The 21,601-nt window shown below is 47.1% G+C and carries 18 protein-coding genes and 1 tRNA gene; 12 read left to right on the top strand and 7 right to left on the bottom strand.

The genetic code is table 11. The annotated features are described in order from the left end of the window. Positions 1–3: 3 nt before the first annotated feature. Genes ACO6UX_RS10225 through ACO6UX_RS10210 form a run of 4 tightly spaced genes read right to left on the bottom strand, consistent with a single transcriptional unit; the run spans position 4 to position 4,155 of the window. Positions 4–579: a DUF3833 domain-containing protein gene (locus tag ACO6UX_RS10225; protein ID WP_269676019.1), complete on the bottom strand. Its 576-nt coding sequence runs from the start codon at positions 577–579 to the stop codon at positions 4–6. After that, a complete protein-coding gene (locus ACO6UX_RS10220; RefSeq protein ID WP_422447269.1) occupies positions 564–1,811 on the bottom strand; it encodes a class I SAM-dependent methyltransferase in 1,248 nt (415 codons plus the stop codon). Before ACO6UX_RS10220 ends, ACO6UX_RS10225 begins: the two co-directional genes overlap by 16 nt. Further along, on the bottom strand, positions 1,808–2,743 hold the full coding sequence (locus ACO6UX_RS10215; protein ID WP_422447267.1) for a DUF1365 domain-containing protein: 936 nt from the start codon (positions 2,741–2,743) through the stop codon (positions 1,808–1,810). Before ACO6UX_RS10215 ends, ACO6UX_RS10220 begins: the two co-directional genes overlap by 4 nt. Before the next feature lie 2 nt (positions 2,744–2,745). Next, complete coding sequence (locus tag ACO6UX_RS10210; RefSeq protein ID WP_422447265.1) at positions 2,746–4,155, bottom strand: NAD(P)/FAD-dependent oxidoreductase; 1,410 nt, start codon at positions 4,153–4,155, stop codon at positions 2,746–2,748. A gap of 316 nt (positions 4,156–4,471) precedes the next feature. Between ACO6UX_RS10210 and ACO6UX_RS10205 the strand changes: the two genes are divergently transcribed. From ACO6UX_RS10205 to ACO6UX_RS10165, 9 genes are all read left to right on the top strand, one after another. Next, the gene (locus ACO6UX_RS10205) at positions 4,472–4,966 is read left to right on the top strand and encodes a hypothetical protein (protein WP_422447263.1); all 495 of its coding nucleotides are present in this window, start codon (positions 4,472–4,474) and stop codon (positions 4,964–4,966) included. A 1,325-nt stretch (positions 4,967–6,291) separates the two neighbouring features. Further along, the gene (locus ACO6UX_RS10200; protein ID WP_422447261.1) at positions 6,292–8,601 is read left to right on the top strand and encodes a hypothetical protein; all 2,310 of its coding nucleotides are present in this window, start codon (positions 6,292–6,294) and stop codon (positions 8,599–8,601) included. 254 nt (positions 8,602–8,855) lie between these two features. Further along, positions 8,856–9,443 (top strand): sigma-70 family RNA polymerase sigma factor, encoded by a 588-nt coding sequence (locus ACO6UX_RS10195; RefSeq protein ID WP_422447259.1) that lies wholly within the window; start codon positions 8,856–8,858, stop codon positions 9,441–9,443. Beyond that, positions 9,440–10,096: a ChrR family anti-sigma-E factor gene (locus tag ACO6UX_RS10190; RefSeq protein WP_422447257.1), complete on the top strand. Its 657-nt coding sequence runs from the start codon at positions 9,440–9,442 to the stop codon at positions 10,094–10,096. The genes ACO6UX_RS10195 and ACO6UX_RS10190 overlap by 4 nt, the downstream gene beginning before the upstream one ends. A 106-nt stretch (positions 10,097–10,202) precedes the next feature. Beyond that, on the top strand, positions 10,203–12,332 hold the full coding sequence (gene rmuC, locus ACO6UX_RS10185; RefSeq protein WP_422447255.1) for a DNA recombination protein RmuC: 2,130 nt from the start codon (positions 10,203–10,205) through the stop codon (positions 12,330–12,332). 179 nt (positions 12,333–12,511) lie between these two features. Then, the gene (locus ACO6UX_RS10180) at positions 12,512–13,294 is read left to right on the top strand and encodes a hypothetical protein (RefSeq protein WP_422447253.1); all 783 of its coding nucleotides are present in this window, start codon (positions 12,512–12,514) and stop codon (positions 13,292–13,294) included. A gap of 42 nt (positions 13,295–13,336) precedes the next feature. Continuing rightward, positions 13,337–13,750, top strand: coding sequence for an SDR family NAD(P)-dependent oxidoreductase (locus ACO6UX_RS10175; protein WP_422447251.1), 414 nt, complete (start codon positions 13,337–13,339; stop codon positions 13,748–13,750). A 15-nt stretch (positions 13,751–13,765) separates the two neighbouring features. Further along, a tRNA-Ser gene (locus ACO6UX_RS10170) sits at positions 13,766–13,856 on the top strand. 449 nt (positions 13,857–14,305) lie between these two features. Further along, a complete protein-coding gene (locus ACO6UX_RS10165; protein WP_422447249.1) occupies positions 14,306–14,929 on the top strand; it encodes a MarC family protein in 624 nt (207 codons plus the stop codon). 227 nt (positions 14,930–15,156) lie between these two features. On the opposite strand, the gene ACO6UX_RS10160 is transcribed toward ACO6UX_RS10165, so the two are convergent. After that, complete coding sequence (locus tag ACO6UX_RS10160) at positions 15,157–15,891, bottom strand: hypothetical protein (protein WP_422447247.1); 735 nt, start codon at positions 15,889–15,891, stop codon at positions 15,157–15,159. Positions 15,892–16,270: 379 nt separating this feature from the next. Here ACO6UX_RS10160 and ACO6UX_RS10155 point away from each other — a divergent pair, with 379 nt between their 5' ends. Next, a complete protein-coding gene (locus ACO6UX_RS10155; RefSeq protein ID WP_422447245.1) occupies positions 16,271–16,591 on the top strand; it encodes a hypothetical protein in 321 nt (106 codons plus the stop codon). Here ACO6UX_RS10155 and ACO6UX_RS10150 read toward each other — a convergent pair. Next, positions 16,570–17,538 (bottom strand): IS1595 family transposase, encoded by a 969-nt coding sequence (locus ACO6UX_RS10150; RefSeq protein WP_422446623.1) that lies wholly within the window; start codon positions 17,536–17,538, stop codon positions 16,570–16,572. The two genes, ACO6UX_RS10155 and ACO6UX_RS10150, sit on opposite strands and share 22 nt — an antisense overlap. Positions 17,539–17,650: 112 nt before the next feature. Here ACO6UX_RS10150 and ACO6UX_RS10145 point away from each other — a divergent pair, with 112 nt between their 5' ends. Together ACO6UX_RS10145 and ACO6UX_RS10140 are read left to right on the top strand one after the other, a co-directional pair. Beyond that, complete coding sequence (locus ACO6UX_RS10145; protein ID WP_422447243.1) at positions 17,651–18,313, top strand: hypothetical protein; 663 nt, start codon at positions 17,651–17,653, stop codon at positions 18,311–18,313. Between the two features lie 318 nt (positions 18,314–18,631). After that, on the top strand, positions 18,632–19,495 hold the full coding sequence (locus tag ACO6UX_RS10140; RefSeq protein ID WP_422447241.1) for a DMT family transporter: 864 nt from the start codon (positions 18,632–18,634) through the stop codon (positions 19,493–19,495). A gap of 50 nt (positions 19,496–19,545) precedes the next feature. Here the strand turns inward: ACO6UX_RS10140 and ACO6UX_RS10135 are convergent, their stop codons facing one another. Continuing rightward, positions 19,546–21,543 carry a hypothetical protein gene (locus ACO6UX_RS10135; protein WP_422447239.1) on the bottom strand — a complete coding sequence of 666 codons (1,998 nt, stop codon included), beginning with the start codon at positions 21,541–21,543 and terminating at the stop codon, positions 19,546–19,548. Positions 21,544–21,601 lie beyond the last annotated feature (58 nt).

Below are 21,601 nucleotides of genomic sequence, written 5' to 3'. Positions count from 1 at the left end.
CCTTTATGGTTCTTCTTCTGGCCCGGGTTTTTCAAAGGCGACCGTTAAAGTACCCAGCTTGATCCCCCATTTGCTCATGGTGGCGACATTCAGTAGTACGCCATCTTCTTGCAGGAACATCCAGTCATCAAAGGTCACCACCCACTCCCGGCCACGGATGGGCAGACGCATCTGGTATTTGAAGTTAAAGGCATTGCCGGCACTGCGGCCAATGGCCTGGCCAACGATATCTCCGGCGGTGCCCAGGTACTGTCCGTCACCCATAATGTTGACCTTCCAGATACGGGTTGACTCGTTACCATCGGAATAGATGAAGCGTTCATCCAGAGTCAGTACACCGTCTTTGACGTCTCCGGTCATCAACACCTTGAACCGCTGTTGAACATTGCCGAACCGGTCCTGAAACATGCCCCAGGCAACGGTTTCCCCGGCAAAGTAGTGTTCAATTTTCAGACTTGGTTCACTAGCTGCATAATCTTCAATATTCATGGCTGAGCACCCCGTCAGCATAAACAGTAGGGTCAGGAGCCAGGCCCGTCCCGACGTCCAATCTTTTATTGTTGTTAACGCGACTCGCATGATGCGGCCTCCCCTGACACAGGTTTGGTGAGTTTGTAGAGGCAAACATCAATACTCCTGAATTGGAAACCGGTCGTGCAGTAATCCAGGTAAAATTGCCACAGGCGTTTAAAGCGCTGATCAAATCCGAGCTGTTCAATGGCAGGCCAGGCCGAAAGAAAAAGCCGTTTCCATTCATCCAGCGTTCTTGCATAGTCGAGACCGAAAGAGAGGGTATTGGTTATGGCCAAACCGGCCTTTTTGGCCTGCTCTTGCATCACCCTGTCACAGGGCAACATACCGCCAGGGAAGATGTAGCGCTGAATAAAGTCAACACCGCGGCGATACTCCTCGAAACGGGCGTCGTCAATCAGAATGGCCTGGATAACGGCGGAACCTCCGGGTTTCAGGCTGCGGTACAGTTTTTCAAAATAGACCGGCCAGTGCTCTTCACCCACGGCCTCAATCATTTCGATGGAAACGATACGATCATACTGCTCATGGATATCCCGGTAATCCGTAAGACTGAACTGATGGGACTGGTTGTCCGACATCTGTTGCGCATAGGCCAGCTGTTCCTGCGACAGTGTTATCCCTTTGTATGCGCCCTGGTGCCGCTGATTCAGCGCCCGGGCAAAGCCGCCCCAGCCACAGCCTATCTCAAGCACGGAATGCCCCGGACGAAGCTCAAGCCAGTCGATAATGGTGTTGTACTTATTGCCCTGTGCGGTTTCCAGGTCCTCATGCTCATCAAAATAGAGGGCGCTTGAATAGGTCATGGTCGGGTCAAGCCATAGCTGGTAAAAGTCGTTGCCCAGGTCATAATGCGCGGCAATATTGCGACGGCTGCCGGAGCGACTGTTACGGCGTATTTTGTGCAACACCCGGTTAAACAGATTGCTGAACCAGTTGGCAGTCATCACCTCCTGCAGATTGTCTTCATTGGCCATGGCCCAGTCGGTCAGCGCTTTCAGGTCCGGAGAGCTCCAGTCGCCATTAATAAACGACTCTGACCAGCCCAGTAACCCCTGGCTGCCTTGCTGGATTAACCCCACCGGATTATGGATATGCAGACAGGGGATGGGTGTACCTGACCGGAACTGCCCCACCATCACACTTTCGTTGCCATCAATGCGCAGCTCAATTCTGCTCACCCCCGCCTTGACCAATCGTTTTTCCAGCCAGGAGAGTACATTTCTCAGCGCAGGGAACCAGGGTTTGCTGGTGATCTCCGTGGAGCTGGTTGAGTTCATGGTTTCTTCCCCCTGTTCGCTGTATTGTTTTGTGAAAAATATTTTGCTTTCTCACCGTTCATCGCGGCGTAGGTCGCAAAATTTTTTTCTTTTGCTTTTCGCGTTTCTGCACGGGTATGGCTGAAAAAGAAATGTCTTGGCGTGTGTGAGTAAATCGATATGCCCTTTAGCCAGAGCCGCAAGGCTTCCCAATGGATGGCCGCCATGACTTTCATGGTTTGCAGTGGCAGCAGCATGGTCTGTTTTACGATAAAACGATCGGTGATGGTTTTGCGCAGCCCTTTGAACACGGCAGTGAACAGCTTGCCGCTGGCATCGTTCAGGTTAATGGCGAGAGTAACCTTCTCTTTGGGGGGCTGGATCCGGAAATGGTAATAGCAGTCCATGGGAAAGAAAGGGGAAACATGCAGTGCTTTATCGGCCTGTTGTTGAAGGGTTGGTTGAACAATCTGCCTGCTATGCGCTATCAGTCGTTGATCGTCCGACTGCTTTTCAGGCTGCTCTCCAGACTCGACGGCCGCCACATAGGAATGCCTTTCGCCAAAGGTATTGCTGACTTCATAGACGATGGCGGTCAGCTGTTGATCCCGATAGCAAAAGTACACCGCCAATGGGTTAAAGGTGTAGCCAAACATCCGTGGATAACAAAGTAAGCTGACGTTATCCGGTGTCTCAATATTATAGTCGTGAAGCAACCGGTTGATCTGTTCCCGCAACGGTGTCTCTGAACCATCACCATGATCACGGGGGTAAAAAGACACAACATTAAACCGGTTAAGGGAAAACAGGGAGAGCTGCTGATCCAGCGCCTCAATGGTGTCCAGATCCAGCAACCAGGAAGCCACCTGATAAGAGAACCGATGTTTCTTCGGTTTGAACCGGTGGTGCATCAGCTCGCCAACATAAATAGAAGAACCTGAGGAAGACTCCATTCTCAAGATTCCTGCTGCCGAGGCTCAGAGGATTCAAGTTGCGTGCTGTCAACACCCGGGTCAAAAAAGCTGCGGCCAAACAGATCCGGACGATGGAGCCGGTCATTTTCCCCTTTGACCTGCCAGGGGCGGCGAATGCCTCCAAGGCTCTCCGCGACAGCCAGGCCGGACTGTAGCCCATCTTCATGGAAACCATAGCCCATCCATGCACCGCAATACCAGGTACGGTTTCTGCCCTGGAGCTTCCAGATTTTCTCCTGGGCTTCGATCGCGGCGCGATCAAACACGGGGTGGTCATACAGGTAGCAACCATGAATCAGATCGGTGGCCGGCTCCTGCTGGGGATTCAGCGTGACAAACAGTGGCGGACCGTCGAGATGCTGCAGCTTATTCATCCAGTAGGTAACCGCTGGCCCCTGCTCACTGCCAGGGTCTGATGTATGGGAACCCAGATAGTTCCAGCTGGCCCAGGCCTTTCTGTTGTCAGGCATCAGTCGTTCATCGCTGTGCAGCAGAGCCTTGTTCCGTTGAAACATAAAAGCGCCCAGCAAATGCTGTTCAAACTCGTCTGGCTCAGAAAGCAGGCTGAGCGTGGTGTCAGCATGGCAGGCCATAACCACATGGTCAAAATGCCAGTCTTTACCCTGGAAATCGGTCAATTGAACCCGGTCAGGGAACCGTTTTATTTTGCGGATACAGCGATTGGTGAGCGCCGATGTACCCAGCTCATCAATAATCCGCTGAACATACTCCCGACTGCCTCCTTTCACGGTTTGCCACTGAGGGCGATCCGACAGTTGCAAGAGACCATGGTTTGAGCAGAAGCGCAGAAAAGCCAAAGCCGGGTAGTCCAGCATTTTGTCTGCCGGTGTTGACCAGATGGCAGCACCCATGGGAATCAGGTGGTCATGAATAAACCGTTGACTGAAGCGCTCACGATGCAGCAGCTGGCCAAGGGTCAGGGAGGCATCTATGCCTTGTTCATGCTCAAGGCTGCCCATCCATTTTTCGCTGTTGCGATAGAAACGCAGAATATCAGCCAGCATTAGCCAGAAGCCCGGACGGAACAGGTTGCTCTTCTGGGCAAATAGTCCGGAAAGATCAGTACCAGCGTACTCAGTAGAGCCGTTGTTCAGAGAAACGGCAAACGACATATCCGTAGGGACAAAAGGCACCTTCAGGTGTTTGAAAAAAGCGATCAGGTTTGGATAGGTTTTCTCATTAAAAACAATAAAGCCGGTATCGACGGGAATGGGCTTCTCATCGCCCACAGACACAGTATGGCTGTGGCCGCCGAAGCGATCATCCTTTTCAAATAAGGTCACGTTGTGTTGTTTAGAAAGTAGCCAGGCGCAGGAGAGTCCGCTAATACCGGAACCGACGACAGCTATGTTCATTCCTTTTGTGGACACAAATGAGACTCCCTGTTGATTTTATTCGCTATAAAAAGGTTGGAGTGCCAATAAGTAATTCTTATCTACAAAAACCTTTCATCAGAGCAGTAAGGTACCATGCCAAAAATTTACGAACAGAGTGTCGTAATGGTTCACCCATTTATATGGAAAATCAATCAATAATGTTTCAGCCACTGTAAAAAGAGGCGCATGAGTGCAACAGGCAAGTGGAGCATGACAAAAAACGCACATTGGATTAAAACTTGGGACTGGCCCGGGCTGAAGAGCCTTGGTATAGAATTCTCAAGAAGCATATTTCCCGCCAAAGGCTATCGTGCCCCAGGCCATTACTGATGTTCTGAGTATGGCGGATAACTTAACACGGATATTTCATCAACGTGCTCCCGCTCTCGCTTGTTCTTTGCCGCTTTATGTGAGTTATGCTCAGTGGACCGTACTCCCCGCGCTTCCTGACAAAATCTCCTGGAGCGACAAAGTCCCCGGCTTTGCATTCGCCCTACCTCCGACATCCATGTGGTCGCGCGCGAGATTCGGGGCAGTTTATGAAATATCCGGGTTAATAAAAATATCCAACGGAAATGTGGATGAGCTGCGTCAATCTGTCCGGGAAATTCGACCGAAAGATGCCCGAACGAAGATACCAGCAGATGAGATGGAGCAGCGCAATGAAGAGGCAGTGGAAACCCCGGGATTGACGAAAGATGTCAGCCTGAATGATGTAAAAAAGCCTTTCGTACCAGGTTCAAACCTTAATTGTGTAAAGCTAAAAGTAATTGTGGTTTTTGGCTTTCAGGTTTCAATTGAATGAATGTGTGAGTTTGTAATAAAAGATCATCTGCCTATTCAATCAAAAGACCTGCTATGAAAAAAAATTAAAATGAAAAAGCTATCTAAGTAAATAATTGAACTTTTCTTTGACCGAAGAATCAAACTCGTCAGAAAAACTTTCAACCAGGAGCATTTCTCATGAGTACACCACAATTTCCTACCCAGAGTCCGGCATTTCCGACACAGCCTCCAGAGGTATCAGGTTTCAATAAAACACCAGGCCTTAACGAGTGCGGTGGGGCAAATACGACATCTGTAGTTTTTAATGGCAGAATTGTCGATAAGTATGTTTTAAGTACTTTTTTCAAGGAAATGACGCAAGGGGGAATCAGGCAGCTCGCAGTGGATACTTGTGCTCAGGCTGCACAGGATCATACAACATTCTGGAAAAAAGATAATCTTATTAAAGACCTTAAGGCCTATGGATTGCCCGTAGACTCTAATCACCGTGCACAATTAACGGATCGTAAGACCAGCATCATAATGAATGTTTTCCTAAAAGTAAAAGAAGAAAGCGAGAAAGCGATTGATCAGGGGGGAAGTGGCGATAATCTGGAGGTCGCGAAAGGTTTATGTGATCTTTTGAATGGCACAGAAGTAAGAGTGAATGGGAAAATCCACAAGCCCCATTTTGTTGACATGAAGTTCTTTGCTGGTGAAATGAACAAATGTCAACAGAAACTGGATGCCGCTCGCTCTGCTATTGGTAGCCTTGGGCAAGAGAGTCAGGGGGTAAATGAGCCAGGCTTGCCACCTGCTGAAAATCCGGCGTTCACCATGGAGGGGAAACCATTGTTACCTTCGGGGAATGCTCCGACAATGACACCCACAGCGCCACCGAACTACGATGCAGTTCAAGCTGAAAAGGAGTTAGCGGCGTTGAACACTCAAATTGTTTTTTTACAGCAGGGAGTAACGCAGGATTTTCACAGTCAACCTTTCCAGTACCAATTAAGTTCGGTGCAAACGAACATAGCGCGACTTGGTCTTAACTTGCCGTTGAATCTACAGGAACAATACAATCAGGCTAAAGCCAATCTTGCTGGCCTCCAGCAACAACAGTTAGCCATGCAAGAGGGTGCCAGGGTCATTGAGTTCCATGGCCAGATAGATGGGCTGAAACAGTCGTTGGTACAGAATGAGCCAAAATCAGACAATAGAACTGAAATAAAGGCGCTGGAACGGAAAGTTAAAGCGTTGGATGATCAGATTAGCAAGCTCAGTTCTCCAGAGTCCGGGTGCCATAAGGAAGAACTCAAGGAGCGATTGAGCGACTTAAATATCAGTATCCGTCAGTGGTCTTCAGTGGTTACTGCTACCGAAATCCTGGCAGGCCTGAAAAGTGACCTTGAGGGTTTTCAGTATCAACAATTACCAGAGGAAGTTAGTTCTTTTTCTGCCAAATGTGACTCACTTGATGCAATTGTCAGAAAGATGCCTTCTGGAGATCAGCGAAATCAATTGATTAAGGAGTCCAGTATTCTTAAACAAAGTTTTTCTGAAATTCAGAAAAACGTCCAACAAAATCATTTAATCGCTCAGCTTGAGAAAGCTGAAAATATCATAACAGTGATGGAATTGGACGCTAGCAGTAGTCAGTCGCATCACGTTGAACAGGCCAAAGCAGCATTGCTGGTTGTTGAGTCACTCTCTCTGAAAGAGGGTGCGGATGATTGTTTTGCCAGGCTGAGTAATTTGAGGGAGAGGTTGAGTAAACTTGAAGACTCCGCTGCTGCGTCGGCAGCCGCTGCATCGGCAGCCGCTGCAAAAATGCAATCTTCTGCCCGGGGGGATGCTGAGAAGGTGATTGCGCACATTGAGAAATTATTTAGCGAGGCTGAAGGCCGGTTAAGCGGTCAAGAAAAAAATCGTGAAGCCGTTAATGGAATTCCTCTTAATCAAACTCACATGGATGAAGTTCAGGCGAATCTGCATCAGATCAGTGAAAAAATAATTCAAGAGTTGAATGGGAGGGATCTTCGTGATGAACGTGAACGATTGCAAAGTATGTGTTCGTCTTTGCGCTGCAGACTGGATAAGCTTCAGGGAGGAGGGGCAAGCAGCGGTCAACCCACTGCTGCCAGCGCTCAGACTGTAAGTGGTTATCAGGATCACCCCGAAGTAGTTAAGATCCGTAAAGTGCTGGATGTTGCAGAAGCACCAATTCAAGCTTTAACCAGCAACCCGAATTCTTCTGCTAAAGATGAACTTATTACCACGGCGAGAAGTAATCTGGAACAAGCAACACATATGATTGGCGGGCTCACTGATGAAACACTCAGACCTTCACGGTCAGGTTTGTCATCCAGACTTGGCCATTTGAATAAACAGTTAAGTCTCATTGAATCAGGTGGGGGCCAGGGGCAGGTGACTCCAGCTGAGCCGCAACCGGAGGTTTTGCTGCAAAAAGGGGTCGCTGCGTTTAAAAAAGAGATGGATGAATTTGGCAAGAAGGGAACCGTTTCAAATGCGGGGTTTGCAGCGGCATCAGCCAATATGTCCGCACTGTTAGGCCAATTTGCTGGATCACAGGCAGTGCCGAGCAGCCAAAACGTCCTCCAGCCACCAGTTGCGCATCCTCCGGTCAGGCAAGGTACTCTTCTGCATGCAGGGCCTGTGATGAGACCTGTTCGTGCCAATGGCGATAGCCTGGCGTCATTTGCCGATGCGTTGAACTTCACCAACGCGATCGTATCTGATAGCAGTTACTCTATCGCCAGTGTGGGCATCAAGCCTTCGTCTGAGAAGATCAAATCCCTTGTCACCAGTACAGATATTCCTTTTGAATCTCTGCCTTTCGATGTCCAGGAAAGAATGATGGAAGCTTATAATTTCGGCAATCACTACCCGACAAAGATCAAGCTTGTGCAGGTGTACGCCTTTGCTCCTGACGAGAGCGATTTTAACGGTGCCAGCTTTAAGGTAAGACTTGATAGCATCTTGCCTGATTGCCATCTTAAAATTTACCAGAGTAGCCCTCTTGCACGATACTACAGCCCTCTGGGGGCAAATCTCCGGATGCCTGAGGGCTTAAAGAAAGGGAATCCCTTTTATGAGGCACGCTGGTCTTTAAATGAAAATCTGGACAGACAAAATACAGTCAGTTTCGCCCATGGTTCAGGAGGGGATAGCCATAGCAACCTGGAAAATATTGGTTTTACCCTGGTCGCACCGGTGCTCAAAGCTCTCGGTGCGAGCGCTGAAGAAGCGACATCCGCAGAAGCCGGTTTTGGTATCCCCTTCGGGATTGATTTGAGGAGGCAGCCGGAAGCCGTGCTGAATGAGTTAAAGCAGGACGGAATGCGGCGTTATTTTGAGGTGCCAGATGTCACTGATAGTGTGGTGCCTGATGGTGGTGCGCTGGATTCTGACGTCGTATCAGATTCAGAGTCTTTGGGCACCAGTGGAATAAATCCGCTGGCCCTTCATACAAAGAGCATACATGGCGTTTCTTCACGGGCATTGACCAACGAGATATTTGTAAAAGAGGTGGGTATCTTGTGGGTGAAAACGGTCACAAACTTACCAGAGGTAAATAGCCAGAATAGTTTGATTGACTGGGTGGAGAGTAATAAACCTGATTCTGAAAACCCGCGTCTCCCGCAGTTGTTATAATACTTCTGGTGCATGGGGGCAGGCCGTTGTCATTATTCTCGGTCAGCCTCCTGGATTTGAGTGAATTTGGCTGTTCAATCAACCTCTCTCTACCTCTCAGATGAGGTAGAGAGAACCGCTATTTTCTGTTGAGGAAATGCTACGCAGGACGTTTAATAGAGGTATTATGCAGGACAGTGGCTGTATCCATCGTGAAAGATCCTTGTTGGCACTTTTTACGTACAACCACTTATGTATAAGAAATTTAAAGAATTATGGCACATCTTCGGCTTGTTGAAACCTCTATGGAATTCAAACCTGATCAGGTAGCGCAAAAGCAGGACTTCAGGCTCGTTCTTGTTGGTCTGGCGAAAAGTCGTGATAAACAGCTGTTTATGCAGATTTACGACTACTTCGCCCCGCGGCTGAAAAGCTTTCTGGTCAGGAAAGGGGCGAATGAAGAACTGGCTGAAGAGCTGGTTCAGGAAACCCTGTTATCGGTATGGCGCAAGACTTCCAGCTATGATCCGGCAAAAGCAACAGCGTCCACATGGATTTTTCGTATCGCAAGAAATCTATGGATTGATCGGCTTCGTAAAGAGAAGCCTGACATGCTCTCCCCGCTGAACAGTTATCCCGAGGCAGGTTACACACCCAGCATGGCGGCCTGTGATTCAGGGCGACTAAAAGATGCCCTGGGTGCCCTGCCTCAGCAACAGGCTCAATTGGTTTATAAAGTGTATTACGAAGGAAAATCCCATCGAGAAATCGCCGAAGATATGGACATGCCCATTGGCAGTGTCAAGTCTGGCCTCAGGCTCGCATTTGATAAATTACGGGTTCGCATTGGAGGTGGGTCATGAACTGCAATCACCACCCCGATGACAGCACCCTGCTCAGCTACGGTGCCTGCAGCCTGCCGGACGCACTGTCCATGGTCGTTGCCTGTCATCTGGCGGTTTGTGACCACTGTCATGACAAGGTTGCAGACGCTGAGCTGATCGGCCTTGGGCTGATGGAGCAGGAACCGTTGGAATCCATATCCAAAAGCTCCCGGGATTCGATGCTGGCCATGTTGGACGAACCGGTCGACGAGGCATATTTTGAGACCCGGACAACACCAGACGATCAACCTGACGGCGATATTCCGGCTCCTCTGCGCCCAATGATTGGCCAATGGTTCAGTGATCTCCACTGGCGTACCATGGCTCCGGGCATGAAGCAGTTTGTTCTGCCAGCTTCTCAGGGCAAATTGCGACTGCTGAAAATTTCCCCGGGCACCTTTATGCCGTCCCACGGCCACAGTGGCTCTGAACTCACCCTGGTCCTTAAGGGCTCCTACAGCGATGAACTGGGTCGCTTCTCTGTGGGCGATGTGGCGGATGTTGACCCGGATATCACCCATCAGCCGGTTGCTGATACCCACGAAGGCTGTATCTGCCTTATTGCAACGGACGGCCCTCTGCGCTTCAAAGGTCTGGTTCCACGGCTGTTACAGCCATTTTTTCAGCTATAAATGCTGCAAGTCAGGTCTTTAGCAAGATTTTTTGCTATTGACCTGAACTTTTATCTCGATGAACCTGTCAAAAAGTCATTCAGTGTAATTCCAGAGAGATTGTTTCATGACGCTTACTGCCCTCGTCGTAGTTGCTCTAGCTTCACTGCTGTCGTTTGCAATGGCGTGGTTCGTCTGCCGACAGACCCAGCACAGCCTTCGATTGCAAATGGAACGGGAGGTGGATGCCCAGCATCTGCAGATTGCCCAGCTGACAGACCAGAAAGCCGATCTGCAGGACGAGCTGACGGAACAGAGCGTGGTCATGCAGGAACAGCTGGACGCTGGCAAAGCCCTTCTGCATCAGGAGACGTCACGTCTTAACGAGCTGGCCCATCAGCATCAGGTGAAGGTCGGGCGGCTGGAGGCCATGCTGATTTCAGAGCGCAAGCGTGAAGCAGAAAAAAACAGGGATCTTCAGGATCGGGTAAAAGAACTGGCTGCTGAGCGCTCTGGCCGGAGCCAGGCTGAGCAGCGGGTAAAGGAGCTGGAAACCCGCCTTGAAGAACAACAGGCGCAGAACCAGAAAGCCCTGATGCAGCTTCAGGAAAACAAGGAAGCCCTCAAGCAGGAGTTCAAACACCTGGCCCACGAAATCTTTGAAGCCAGGGGGAAAGTGCTCTCTGATCAGCACCATGAGCAGCTGCATTCACTGCTGGCACCGTTCAGGGAGCAGCTGGGTGAATTCCGTAACAAGGTTGAACAGGCTCACCGGGAAGACAGTGCCAGCCGGGCGGCTTTGAAACAGCAGCTGGAAACCATGCATCAGCTCAACCGCAAGATGACCGACGATGCCGAGAATCTGGCTAAGGCGCTAAAGGGTGACAAGAAACTCCAGGGCAACTGGGGTGAAATGCAGGTTGAGACCATTCTTGACAGTAGCGGCCTGATCAAGGGGCAGGAATACCAGCGGGAACCCAACTTCAGGGATGAAGAAGGCCAGAACAAGCGGCCTGACTTTATTGTTCACCTGCCTGAAGGTAAACATCTGATTATCGACTCCAAGGTGTCGCTGGTGGACTACATGGCGTATGTCAACGCTGAGACCGATGCTGACCGTGATACTGCCATGGTTCGCCATATCCAGAGCATCCGCAACCATATCAACAGCCTGAACCAGAAAGACTATCCGAGCCTGCCGGAAATAAAGGCCCCTGATTTTGTCTTTATGTTCATGCCAGTAGAGCCGGCATTTATTTCGGCATTCCAGTATGACCAGAAGTTGTTTAATGATGCCTTTGAGAAGCGCATCGTGGTTGTCACACCCACTACCCTGCTGGCCACCCTCCGCACCGTTGCCAATCTGTGGACCATTGAGCGGCAAAATGCCAGCACCCGTAAGCTGGCTGACAAAGGCCGTCAGGTGTACGACAAACTTCGTGTTTTTGTTGAGAAGATGGAAAAGCTGGATATCCAGCTGGGAAATGCCCGCACCACCTACGACGATGCCATGGGCACACTGAAGCACGGTCGCGGAAACCTGATTGCCCAGGCGGATCAGTTTCTGGCTCTGGGTGTTAGAGTCAAGAAAGAATTGCCCGCCAAAACTCTGGAAACAGCCGACCTGGAGCCACTGGAAGCAGAAGAGTTATTGGCACTTGAGGCGGAGGCACCGCCAGCCGTTGCGCCGGTTGATGACATGACTGCCCCTCAGGAGGCCGTGCCCTCTGTGCCAGAGTCTGCACCTGAGACCGCAGAGGCCTCTTCTTCCGTCGACACCACTGCACAGCCGAGAACACCAGAAGCCGTCGGGGAAGAACCAGTATCCCCGCCCGCTGTGGATAACCCGGTCTCAGACGAAGTGAAACGTTATCCACAGGCTGAAACCGATGCCGCTGCTGACCGGACTCCTGACAATACAGAACAGTCTGCTGTGCATCATCAGAACCCTGGCTCAGCTGATCTGGCTTCACTGGAGGCAAGGCCCGATCCGGAATTTGCCCAGGCCACTGACAGCCTGTACCAGACTGATCTTCCCACTGAAGACTGTACCGTTGTGGATGAAGGTGAACTCCCGACTGCGCCGGACTTTTCTATGCTGGAGTCCAAGCTTTCAGAACTGGGCATTGACATGCCTTCGCCTGAAGGGGAGCTACCATCTCTTGAAGCTGAACTGGCGAGGCTGGAACAGGAGCATCCCGAATATTCCTGGTCAGACTATGAACAGCAGTTCCGGTCAGAAGATCCCACCTCATAGTGACGCCTTTTAAATTGCGTATTTCTCCGAAGCTCATGAGATGTCATTAAGCAGGTAGCCTGTTGGACTTAAGGCTCTCCTGCTGCGGTTGTGAAAAATTGGTCTGAAAATTAGGGCAGGGAATTATCTTGCTATTTAAATGTCTTTCCACGTATGGATTTATGTTGGGGAAGACAGCAGTGAATACTTCAATCACCAGGCAATCCGTTTTTCACAGTTTACAGGAAGCAACTAACACTCCTCATAAAGCGCAAAGTCAATCAGCATCATGGGGTGGCTATGGTCTAACTTCCTTGGAGTCAGCAAGAGGCTGGCTTCTAATGGCTCCACTTGGGGACAGAGAGAAAAGTCATTTTCAAAAAATTACGGCTTCAGAAAAAAATGTAATTTATCTTACCGGCAATAAAGAAAGTCCAGACGATAAACACTATATTGAGCCGGTGGATAAGCTACCTGAGTACATACTCAATGATACCATTTTAGATTGTTACTCTTGGTGTAATGCTGGTGATACAGTTAGTGATATTATTACTGAATACAGTAAAACAAGCGGCTACGGTGTATTCTTGGGGAAAGTTGACATCCCGTGTGTTTATGAATTTGCATTACCACAACGTCGATATTTTCATTTTGCGCCAGCATTCCCTCGCCTGGAGTCAGAGTTGACAAAAGGGCATACAGAACATATTGCATTTTTTACAAGTTATGATTTTTTTTGGGAGACTAATACGTGGAATGCCTTTACCACCGGGCATAGGTACTTAATTTCACTTATGCTTCCCAATTATGAGGTTAGCTCTAAAAAACAATTCTCATATACGCTAACAGAACTAATGTCTTTACCGCCAGATCCGGACAAGTTCTTCCCCGGCGGCTCGATATATAGAGAATCTGCAGACAGGTTCCACTCATATCAAACAAAGGAAACTTCTGGCTTTGCGTTCTCTGGAGATAAGCTTTAGCGTGAAGCTGAAATTATTGACAGAGCCTGAAAGAGAAAAACCATGCCTACCAACAATAAAAATGTACTGATTACCGGATGTTCCAGTGGCATTGTCCGGGAACTGGCTTTGGAGTTTCAGCAAAGAGGCTATCGTGTCTGGGCAACCGCCCGCAACCTGCAAAGCACTCAGGCGCTGGCAGAGCAGAATATCAAGGTGCTGGAACTGGATGTGACCTGTGAGTCGCAGGTGCATGAGGTTGTGCAGCATATTCTCGGCAGCCAAGGTCATTTGGGTATGCTGGTGAATAATGCTGGCTATGGCAGCATGGGGCCATTAATTGATATGCCCGGTGAAGAGCTGGAGCAACATGTTTGGTCTGAATCGCTTTCGGTAATTTTTTTGTCGGTAGGTATATATTTTTTTTGCCTTTGTGAGAAAGGTGATATAAAGTACGCCACCTGTTCGGGGCGATAAGCGTTTTGAGCAAATGGTGAGGTGTCCGAGTGGCTGAAGGAGCACGCCTGGAAAGTGTGTGTACGTTAATCGCGTACCGAGGGTTCGAATCCCTCCCTCACCGCCATATACCTTTCTCTACCTCCTTGATTTTCTCTCCTTTTATTCCACAAGCTTGTTTCAGGTTTCAGTTTTGTTTGAGAAGTGTTTTCACAAAACCTGATGATCTGAATTCACTGATTTAAAACTTGAGTTTAGAGTCAACTTTTCTCTGCAAACTCTGAGAATCCCACATTGCGTTGGTTTAGTTAATGAAGGCAAGAACAGCGCAAGTTCATAGCGAACCTGACCAATGACATGATAACGAGTTTCTGTCAGTCCTTAACTACGACCAGAGGGTGACAGTCTCTTAACCAAAAATTTCAGCAGACGCCTACTGCACCGATGAATTTAGCGTGAACTCACTGCATAACCGACAATTTCAACAGTAACATAACAATATTTGTCTATATTATTCCTGATGGTGTTTCTGGTTGAATAGCACAGTTCTTTTTCTCCGAAATATTGCTGGAGCAAATGATGGGCAAAGATTTTTATACACATGCAGTGTCTGTTTTCTTAGGATTTTTTGCAATTATGAATCCAATAGCAAATACAGCAGCTTTTAATGGTTTGGTAGGAAACAGTGGCAGTAGTGAGAGATTTAAAATTGCAACAAAATCTCTCATAATAACTTTCGGCATAGTGTTACTTTTTTCCGTTTTAGGTAAAGGTATTTTTCATGTTTTTGGAATTACACTTCCAGCATTAAGAATTTCGGGAGGCATTCTTGTTTTTCTTGTTGGTTACCATATGCTGAATGGTAACGCTTCAAGTTTACAGTCCAGTCATAAAAGTAATCTCGAAAATATTGCAGTTTCACCTTTAGCAGTACCTTTGCTTGCAGGGCCGGGAACCATTGCAACAGCTATGAATTATTCTGCATCTGGTGAGTTAACCAGAGTTTTGATGACCATTTCCATTTTTGCTCTTTTGTGCCTTATAACATTCTTCTGCTTTATATTCAGCTCCAGGATAATGGCACTGATTGGAAAAGGTGGGCTTGATATTGTTACGCGATTAATGGGATTAATTTTGACAGTCATTGGTGTTCAAATGTTGATAGCGGGTGTTTTAGAAATTGTAAGCCATTTGACGTAATGTCTAAATTACAGAGTTTTTGACAGTAGCTATATTGCCCTTAAAGGTTGAAAATAAATTACTAAACTTCGTTAGCCAGACGCATTGTAGTGCTAGCGAAGCTTAGACCTACAAAGCCGTTTAAAGAAAACATAGTACTGGTAGGGACTGACGGCTTTTTCAAAGACTATCTTGTCATTGGCTAGCAATAAACTCCAGCAGACACCCGTGGTGCCACTGAAGTTACATTAATTGGTTACAAAAAACTCTCGCAAATATGCAATATGCTGATCTTCTATACGTTTCAAAGGGCTTTCATTATCTCTATGATTTAAAACTGCATCTTCGTATGAATCAATACCTGTAAACAGTTTGGTTACTTCATACAAATTGAGCGAAAATGATTTTTTCCATAATTGAGATTTTAGAATGCTGCTATTTTCCGATATTGCATAATCAGGATTTAAAGTGTCAAATTCAGATGACTCTTCATAATTCTCAAGGTATGTTAATCCATCAACAAACCTGAATTGAGGTAATGATCTTAATGTACTGCTGTTAGTTAGAGTGTGTTTAATGGGTACTTCTTCGTAAACTTCATTAACCCACTGACTGGATTTTATAGATGTAGAGCGAGGAATCTGTGGATCAAATATTCTTAAGCCATCTTCTGTTTTACCCATAATAAAAACATGATGATTATAACTTTTTTTAAAGTAAGTGATTATTCCATTGCCTGCGTGAGTTGCAATAACTACCACTACCTTTTTGGTTAATTCATCCGGTAGTTTCTGTAGGGTCTCAAGAATATTATTGTTACATGAATGGAGGTATTTTGGTTTCTTGAACTCTACAATAGCATGATCAATTCTTGATGTTTCTTGATTTGTTAAAAAATCCAGTGAATGTTTAGCTGTAGTTTCCGGTGATTCACATTTTTTACACTGCATGGCGCTGGAGGAGATAGTCTGTAGTGGCTGCATATGAGAAGTTCCAGGAGTTGGTAAAGTTTTACTTCGTTGAGAGAAGACAAGTCATGATGAAATTAGTTCCAGATGGTTGTGTATATCTGCAATTAACCATCCAAAACAGGAAAAAACTGTCTTCAAAAATGATGATGAAGTAAAACCGGAAAGATTATGGTCAAATAAGAAATTTTGAATCTTTTCGAATTGGAGTGGTCTAACCGTACTGCCGATAAAATCCCATAGAGTGTGAGATTGGTACTATGCAGCCGACGTATAATGAGAATATTAATTCAGCCTCCTAGAGGTTCTGCACAGATATCATCATTAAGAAAATAGTAAAACGGGATGTTAGCAAACTCATGTTAAGAGATCTTGTTCTCTACGAGGTAATGGTATGATTCCATCTTCTGTGAACGATCTATCATATAGGAGTTGGTATTTTGATAAAAGTAACCCTATACACAAGGGAGATACTGGAAAATTAAGTAAACGCTCTTTTCGAGTGATGAAAAGAGTATCTCCTTATCCACTGAAACTTACCTACATACCTGTTTCTGATAAAGTGCGAAGACCTCTCTCCTTAAGTCTGGAAAGTGGCAAAAGTTCAGCAACGCAGGCACTGATTAAAGTACTTTCGGCCGGTCAGGTTGACTGGGGTAGAGCATTAAAACTATTGCAAAGAGGAGGTGATGGCTATGTTGCCTTTAAAGGTTGAAAGTGAATAAATTCCAAAATCTTGTTGGCCAACCGATCAGCTGTTAAAGCATTAATGCCAGTTAGAGCCCTTCGCCAGCCCAGGTAATGTGACAGATATTTTGTTGCAACTCCGTGAAAAATCCCTGTAATCCACTGCTTCAAGTGGCTGTGATATGCATTCACACGTTGCAGGTGAAAAACACCTTCTATAACCCGTATTCCAGAGGATGACACCAGTTCTTTAAAGGTGAACCCCAAGGTTCTCGCAAGCTTCTCATGTGCAAGGCTTGCATCGGCGCATACGACTGCTTCAATATTTATTCGACCGTTCAAATGACGACAAAGCTCGTCTGCACTCTGATTCTCCAGAATGCCATCAACCGTCTGATTATCGCGGTCTCTGGCTACCATGACCGGTATTTGTCGACACTCTGTCTTCTTCTCATTACCCCGCTTCCTGGCAGCTCTTGGAAGACCTTTCTTCTGACCTTTGAAGGATTCACGGAAGAAAGTTTCATCCAGTTCTGTGATGCCACTAAGCTCCGGTGCCTGGTCGTGCTCAATAGCCTGTAAAAATCGATGCCTCCAACGGAATGATGTTTTCAATGAAACGCCGCATTGCTTGGCAGCCGGGCGAAGCGTCAAAGAGTAAGTCATCCCCTCAAGATACTGCGGCCAACGCTCAGGATGTCTTAAACGGGCCAGAGGCGTTTTGGAAAAAGAGTTCAGGGTCTTTCGACAAGACTTGCACCGGAAACGTTGTCGTTGGTTCCGCATCCCCCAGCGTTGTAGGTCTTCTGACCCGCAGTGAGGACATTTTGGAGCCCGGACAAAACTATCTTCGATAGACTTGGCAATATCGGAAGGAGAATTCTGCTCTGACAGAGCGTTAATAAGTGTATTTCGCTGCTGGCTGGATAATAACGGTATAGCATTAAGAAGGTCTTGAAACTGTTGGGACTGCATAACAGAATCTCCCATTACATGGTTTTACGACAGTTTAGACCCATCAACCCATAAGGGAAACATAGCCGGAGGTGATCCTTTTGCCTATAGAGGAAGTGCTTTCAGGCCCAATGTGTTATTTAATGTTATTGTTGATATTACCAATACGCCAAAAATTGAAGCAAAAAGAAATTTAAATTCAAAAGAGCGGGAAGAGTTTATTGCAGTGCTTCTGAAAAGAGAAGGAGTTGAATCTACATTGCTGGAATTTGATGCGACACCTTTTGTAAATACGCCATTTACTGCAGCAATTGCAGCCAGAGATAAAACTTTATCAAGAGCTTTATTAAATTATCTCAAAGAAACAAACCATGAATTATTGATTACGCCAAATCAAAAAATAATGTCAGGACAGTTTGGAAAAAATACCCCCCTGGTATTAGCAATTAAAACAAACAATGAAGAGCTGGCTTTGGATCTATTACCTTTTTATACCAATGAGTTACTGCGTCAGCGTATAACATGGGCAAACAGTAATGCTCTTGAACTGGCTCATTTAGCAAGATTCAATCGTCTGCTTCCCGTCATGGTGGCAACAGCTCAGGGTCTTACAATGGATGAAGCTACTCATTTTCAATCATTGTATGATGGATGTCCGCGTGGGAATAATATATGGCATGATTTATATGAATCAGATATGTTCCTTAATGACGAAGGAGATTTTATTGAGGATAGAGAGAGAGTTTTAAATCCTGTCCTCTACCATACTTCACAATATATTCATAAGCCTGTTTAACTTGATTGGTGAGGTAGTCGTGAAAAGTTTATTTTTCTATTGCATTTTTTATCGGATTATCTCAGTCATTTCTCACCTTGTTCACCGCGTATAGTTGTACCAACAGAGTCTATTCAACCATGCCAACGTCTGGTACAGTCGGGCAGTAAAAATCCGAAAAACTGTTTCAATAGCCTTAAGTCCGACAGTCTCCTGGTCTGCAAGCCATGAGGAAAATTGCATAACACCTGGTATTTGACGTTGTGTCCGGGATGCCTTCGGTGTCCCGTAACCCAGGTGTTATGTTTTTACCCAACTCATTAAATATTTAATTCAATAATGAAAGCAGTTATACTCACTACAATATCCCTCCTGGCTTTTGCTGGAAATTCCATTCTTTGCAGAATGGCTTTGGGTGAACAAGAAATAGATGCTGCAAGCTTTACTTCTATTCGTCTCTTGTCTGGTATCATTTCTCTGGTTGTACTCTATAAATTACTAAACCCTGGTGACAAAAAAATTGCAAAAGGCAGCTGGTATGCTTCCGTTATGTTGTTTATTTATGCCGTTACCTTCTCCTATGCATACATTATTTTAGATACCGGAATTGGGGCACTAATCCTGTTTACCTCGGTGCAAATCACCATGATTCTGGCCAATTTTATTTCAGGCGTAAAAGTTCGCTTCATTGAATGGATTGGTATTACTACCGCTTTTTCTGGCTTCATGTATTTGGTGGCACCAACCTTATCCACACCTTCCCTGAATGGTTTTATTCTGATGGCAGTCTCTGGCATTGCATGGGGGATGTATACGTTAGCGGGTAAAGAATCCACCAATCCGTTGAGTGATACAATGTGTAACTTTATTAGAACGTTGCCTTTCCTTATCGCCCTGACAGTTCTTACTATTGAATCCTCACACCTTTCCCTGAAAGGAATTATTCTTGCAGTTTTGGCAGGCGCTCTGACCTCAGGCATTGGTTATACCCTGTGGTACATAGCATTAGGCAGACTTTCTGCAGTACAAGCTGCTGTTGTGCAACTTCTGGTGCCTGTAATGGCAGCAGCAGGCGGCACATTACTCATTGATGAGGCTGTATCCATGCGATTGGTTCTATCCTCAATTGTTATACTTGGTGGGATATTCACGGTGATATCCGGTAAACAATACGTTGGGAAACCTCTGCAAACAAAAAAATAACACAAACGAGCGTCTCCGGAGTCAAAAGTAAAAACGATAGCACCGGACATTCATCGGGCAGCCCCCAAATCAGGCGTGATCTGCCAGAAAGTGAGGACCTCTTTCCCGTTGTGATATACCCTGGTTTGTAAAGAGCGGCTGCAGGAGCTGAACTCAAAATCTCTGATCTGTCCTTCTGGCTGCCATCGGTTTTTTTCCTGCCAGGTTCCGTCGCTGCACAACCCAAGAAGCAACAGGCTGCCATCGTCGGTTCGTGCGGCAAGCAGGCAGCCTTGCCGGTTAAAGCGCGCCTCCTGAATAGACAGTTTAACAGGTTGCTTGCACCATTGGCCGCTATCTTTGTACTGATATATATCCGTACTCTCTGACTCACTTCTGCACACCAGCGCATTGCCCCGGGGGCTGGCCTTCAGGAGGGTGCTGGAATTCAGTGCGTGTTCCCACTCCCACTGTCCTGACTCACCACGGTACCAGATACTGGCTCTCAGTTCATTGTCGTCTACACTCAGCGACGACGCTGCCATCATAAAACACAGCAGCCGTGAGTTCATGGAAAACTTAATGTCTGGCAGGTCCCGCAGCACTTGCCCTGCTCCGTCAATATAAGCCTGATCCTCCATAACCGGCGAACAGCTGTCGTCGTCCAGGCTCCAGATGTCGAAGCCATTGATAGTGGCAACAACCAGCAGTCTGCCATCAGGGCTAAAATCAACGCTGAGCAAAAAGCAGTGGTGTGTGTCACTGTGTGTTTTGGTAATGGTCAACTTGTGTGACCAGCGTTGGTTATGATCAAGCCCGGCAACTTTGACATAAAACTCTTTTTCTGCACCCGGAATCGTCTCATCGTATATCCCGAGGTCATCAGACCATGCGGCAAAATGGCGACTATCCGGGCTGAATGCCATATCAAACTCCATATTGTCAAACAGTCGGTCATTGTCCAACGCTGCCCGACTGGCTGCAGCAGCATCACAGCTCAGGCCAAAGTCAATTTTGCTGCTACATGACCATAACCCATCGTCACCCCGGGTTATGAAAGAAACCTCAGCTCCGTCGAACAGGGCAAGATATTGGCTATCAGGACTAAAACGAATTTCATGATTATCACCCCAGCTTAAAGCATTATTATGCCGCCAGTTGCCATCGGTCCCGCAACACAGGATGGCCCCTCCCGATTTACGGTCAATGCACACCAGCGACTTGCCATCGTCGGATACGATCATTTCATTTATACGACGGTGACCCAGGCTGTGATAAATATCGGCTCCTGTCATTTGCTGAACCTCGGACCAGTTACCGGAATCACTGCGCCTGACAACTGACAACAAGAATTCGTGAGCACTACCACCGCGGTCAGGCACGGATGGCTCACCGGACGACCGGCGAGAGGGGAGAAACAGAATATTGCCCCCGGGCTGGTTGTGCATGTTTATTCCCGTCGTGTAATCCATCGAACACTCCCGATGCCAGCTACCACTGTTGTCCGGAGCCCAGATATGCATGGCTCTGGCCCGGCTGTCTTCATTGATCAGGCAGTTGTGGTTGGTGTTCAGGAAAAAAGCCGACACAATCGGCAGGAACTCCATACGCCCGGAAGCTTTCAGAGTGACTGATGGTGCATGAATCACCTGTTGACAGAAATGGTTGGTGTAATAGGCACAAAGCGCTTCTGGTCTGCACTGGACAGGGTGACAGGGACTGAAAACGGTGGGTACCGTCCTGAGGTGGTGCAGCAGTTGCTGATTACCGGTGGCCATCGCCTGATAAAAATGCTGCTCTGCCTTTGGCAGGGATAAAAAGTACTGGTAGTACTTGTGGAGCTGGCTTACCGACAGGCCACATTTATCATGCAAAATGGTACGTACCCTGCGGGACGACAACTCCAGGTTAGCCAGATCTTGAATCGATAGATAACTTAACAGGTTAGCCAGTGAATCACCCGACAATGTGCCAATAAACCGGCCAAAGCCACTGGCCGAAAATTCAACGGGACTTTGTACATCCTGATGGACATCGCTGGTTTTGAGGTGTTTGACGACGCAATACATAGACAGACCTTCCGGCTAACCTGATAACAGGAAGGTTCAGGATAGTAGAGCCTGCGGA

The sequence above is a fragment of the Endozoicomonas sp. ALB091 genome (assembly GCF_049310265.1).
GTDB lineage: Bacteria > Pseudomonadota > Gammaproteobacteria > Pseudomonadales > Endozoicomonadaceae > Endozoicomonas.
The sequence above is the reverse complement of the archived record's forward strand: the minus strand, read 5'-3'. Positions and strand labels throughout refer to the sequence as shown.

Bases quoted from the DNA above. Each gene is read 5' to 3' on its own strand.
- ACO6UX_RS10175 (WP_422447251.1), top strand. From the start codon at position 13,337: ATGCCTACCAACAATAAAAATGTACTGATTACCGGATGTTCCAGTGGC.
- ACO6UX_RS10165 (WP_422447249.1), top strand. From the start codon at position 14,306: ATGATGGGCAAAGATTTTTATACACATGCAGTGTCTGTTTTCTTAGGA.
- ACO6UX_RS10160 (WP_422447247.1), bottom strand. From the start codon at position 15,891: ATGCAGCCACTACAGACTATCTCCTCCAGCGCCATGCAGTGTAAAAAA.
- ACO6UX_RS10135 (WP_422447239.1), bottom strand. From the start codon at position 21,543: ATGTATTGCGTCGTCAAACACCTCAAAACCAGCGATGTCCATCAGGAT.
- ACO6UX_RS10150 (WP_422446623.1), bottom strand. From the start codon at position 17,538: ATGCAGTCCCAACAGTTTCAAGACCTTCTTAATGCTATACCGTTATTA.
- ACO6UX_RS10225 (WP_269676019.1), bottom strand. From the start codon at position 579: ATGCGAGTCGCGTTAACAACAATAAAAGATTGGACGTCGGGACGGGCC.
- ACO6UX_RS10215 (WP_422447267.1), bottom strand. From the start codon at position 2,743: ATGGAGTCTTCCTCAGGTTCTTCTATTTATGTTGGCGAGCTGATGCAC.
- ACO6UX_RS10220 (WP_422447269.1), bottom strand. From the start codon at position 1,811: ATGAACTCAACCAGCTCCACGGAGATCACCAGCAAACCCTGGTTCCCT.
- ACO6UX_RS10190 (WP_422447257.1), top strand. From the start codon at position 9,440: ATGAACTGCAATCACCACCCCGATGACAGCACCCTGCTCAGCTACGGT.
- ACO6UX_RS10140 (WP_422447241.1), top strand. From the start codon at position 18,632: ATGAAAGCAGTTATACTCACTACAATATCCCTCCTGGCTTTTGCTGGA.
- ACO6UX_RS10155 (WP_422447245.1), top strand. From the start codon at position 16,271: ATGATTCCATCTTCTGTGAACGATCTATCATATAGGAGTTGGTATTTT.
- ACO6UX_RS10195 (WP_422447259.1), top strand. From the start codon at position 8,856: ATGGCACATCTTCGGCTTGTTGAAACCTCTATGGAATTCAAACCTGAT.
- rmuC (WP_422447255.1), top strand. From the start codon at position 10,203: ATGACGCTTACTGCCCTCGTCGTAGTTGCTCTAGCTTCACTGCTGTCG.